This window comes from Actinomadura montaniterrae (genome assembly GCF_008923365.1).
Lineage (GTDB): Bacteria > Actinomycetota > Actinomycetes > Streptosporangiales > Streptosporangiaceae > Spirillospora > Spirillospora montaniterrae.
Window position 1 is genome coordinate 1 of record NZ_WBMR01000429.1, and the last position, 2,814, is coordinate 2,814.

The 2,814-nt window shown below is 72.8% G+C and carries 3 protein-coding genes; 1 reads left to right on the forward strand and 2 read right to left on the reverse strand.

The features are described from left to right. Positions 1-191: 191 nt before the first annotated feature. Positions 192-1,088 (reverse strand): N-acetylmuramic acid 6-phosphate etherase, encoded by an 897-nt coding sequence (locus F9B16_RS49955; RefSeq protein WP_151547276.1) that lies wholly within the window; start codon positions 1,086-1,088, stop codon positions 192-194. Further along, the gene (locus F9B16_RS49960) at positions 1,085-2,047 is read right to left on the reverse strand and encodes a MurR/RpiR family transcriptional regulator (protein ID WP_225992680.1); all 963 of its coding nucleotides are present in this window, start codon (positions 2,045-2,047) and stop codon (positions 1,085-1,087) included. The genes F9B16_RS49955 and F9B16_RS49960 overlap by 4 nt, the downstream gene beginning before the upstream one ends. 130 nt (positions 2,048-2,177) lie before the next feature. Between F9B16_RS49960 and F9B16_RS49965 the strand changes: the two genes are divergently transcribed. Next, positions 2,178-2,814, forward strand: a 637-nt coding sequence (locus F9B16_RS49965; RefSeq protein ID WP_318839309.1) for a BadF/BadG/BcrA/BcrD ATPase family protein, incomplete at its 3' end; no start/stop codon positions are given.

Genomic DNA, 2,814 nt, shown 5'->3' on the forward strand with positions numbered 1-2,814 from the left:
CGGGGGGGGCCGCCGCCGGGCTCGGAAACGGGCGGAACCCGCCTCAGCCGTCGCGCGAGCGCGTTATCCGACCGGTGGGGTGAAGCCGGAGGCGAACCCCATCGGGAAGCTCGCGAAGCGAGGTCGCGCGAGCACGGTCAAGGGCCGAGCCGCTAGGCGAGGCCCTTGGGCCGGGGTTGCATTAGACACTTCTATGCGGATCTGAGGCGTTGCAGGGCCTCCCGGACGCCGCCGTCGGTCTCCTCCAGGACCACCGTGGCGCGCGCGGCGGGGACCTCGCCGAGCAGCGAGACCAGCGCGACGCGGGTGTTGCCGCCCGCTTCGGTGAGCGCGTTCTCGCAGGTCCGCGCGTCCATGCCGGTGGCCTCGGTGAGGATGCGGACCAGCCGGGCGCGCAGCTTGGAGTTCAGCGCGTTCACGCTGACCATCAGGTTGGAGTAGGTGCGGCCCATCCTGATCATCAGGGTGGTGGAGAAGGAGTTGAGCACGAGCTTGGTCGCGGTGCCCGCCTTCATCCGGGTGGATCCGCTGATGACCTCGGGTCCGGTGGCGAGGCCGATGTGCACCTCCACTTCCTCCCCGTAGGGGGTGTGCGGGTTGCAGCTGATCAGCGCCGTGCGCGCGCCGCCCGCGGTGGCGGCGCGCAGCGCGCCGATCACGTAGGGGGTGCGGCCGCTGGCGGCGATGCCGATGGCGATGTCGCCGGGGCACACCTCGCGGGCGTCCCGCATGCCGAGCTCCATGTCGTCCTCGACGTCGGAGATCGCCTGGGACAGCGCGCCGGGGCCGCCGGCGTGGTGCGCGACGACGCGTCCCCAGATGCCGAACGTCGGGGGCAGCTCGGCGGCGTCGATGACCGCGAGCCGGCCGGACGTGCCGGCGCCGAAGTAGTGTACGCGGCCGCCCGCGCGCAGCGAGTCGACGGCGAGGTCGACCAGCCGGGCGACCTCGGGCAGGACGCTCGCCACCACCATCGGGACGGTGGCGTCCTCCGTGTTGATCAGGTGCAGCACCTCCAGGGTCGGCAGCGTGTCGACGTCGAGGGTGCGGGGGTTCCGGCCCTCGGTGGGGAGCTCGCAATCGATCACCGACGCCTCCGGTCGGGTCGCACGGTCCGGCCGCGGACCGCCTCGAACGTGGCTTCCAGGGCCTTGCGGGTAGACCCGTAGGTGCGCTGCGCCACTCCGACGAAGACGCAGTCGACCACCGTGAGCTGCGCCAGCCGGCTGGCGGTGGCGCCGGAGCGGAAGGTCGTCTCCCGCGCCGCGGTCGTGAGGATCAGGTCGGCCACCTCCGCTATGGGGGATTTGGGGAAGTTGGTCAGTGCCACGGTCGTGGCGCCGTTGCTCTTGGCGACCTCCAGGGCGTCGATGGTCTCGACGGTCGCGCCGGTGTGCGAGATGCCGATGGCCACGCTGGTGGGGCCGAGGACGGCGGCGCTGGTGAGCATGATGTGCGCGTCGGCCCAGGCCGAGCAGAACCGTCCGATGCGGTGCAGTTTCTGCTGGAAGTCCATGGCGACGAAGGCGCTGGCGCCGACCCCGTAGACGTCGACGCGGTCGGCGGCGACGACGGCGTCGACGACCTGTTCGAGCATCTTGATGTCGAGCTGGGCGGCGGTCTCCTCGACGGCGCGGGCATCGGCGAAGGTCACCTTCTCCACGATCTGTTCGAGCGAGTCGTCGGGGCTGATGTCGCTGCCGATGACCCGTCCGCCGCTGGCGCTCTGGGCCCGTCCCGCCTCGGTGGCGAGGGTCAGTCGGAGCTCTGGATAACCATGGAACCCGATCGCGCGGCAGAACCTGATGACGGTGGTCTCGGAGGTGCCACAGGTCTGGGCGAGTTCGGTGATGGTGGAGTTGGCGACCCCTTCGGGGTCGTCGATGACGCGTTGAGCGACTCGTCGCTCGGCGGGGGGCAGCGAGGGCAGCAGCGAGCGCACCCGCACCACGGTGCTGAGCGGCGTCGCGTCCTTGCGCGCCGGCTCGTCCCGTGCCGCTCCGGGCTCCCCCGTGCTCCCCGGCTCGGGGCCGATGGGTTTCCTCATGGAAGAAAGTTTCTTACTGCCAGGATGTCACGTCAACGGTAGAAAAGGCTACGGTCGGCCTGTGTTGACCCATTTGGCCGGTCCTTACGTGGTCGGCATAGACGCGGGTGGCACGAAGACCCGCTGTGTCGTGCTGACGCTCGGGGGCGCCCTGGCCGGTTCCGGCACCGGCCCCGGGGCCAACCCCAACTCCGGGGGCGACACCGCAGGGGCGCTCACCACCGCCCTGCGGGAGGCCCTCGGAGACCTCGACCGTACCCACATCCTCACCGGCGTGTTCGGGATCGCCGGAGCCGGCTCGGCCGGCCGCCCCGCCGCCGTGACCGCGGCGCGCCGGGCCTGGCAGGCCGTCGGCCTGCGCGGCTCGCCCGCCGTGGTGACCGACATCGCCGTGGCGTTCGCCGCCGGGACCAGCGAGCCCAAGGGCATCGTGGTGTTCTCCGGCACGGGCGCCGGCGCCGCGGTCATCAGCGACGGCGCGATCGTGCAGCGCGCCGACGGCTACGGCTGGCTGGTGGGGGACGAGGGTTCGGCGGTGTGGCTCGGCAAGGAGGCGGTCCGGGCGGCCCTCGCCGCCTACGACGGCCGCGGCTCGCCGACGCTGCTGACCGACTCGGTCCCGCGGGCGCTGCTGGGCCCCACCGTGGTCGCGGAGATCGACTCCGCCCGGCGAAGACCCCGGCACCGGGCGCTGGCGATGGCGGGCGCGCTCCCGCCGGCGTCCGGGGCGGGCGCGGCGGGTGCGGCAGGGGCGGCGGGGGCGGCGG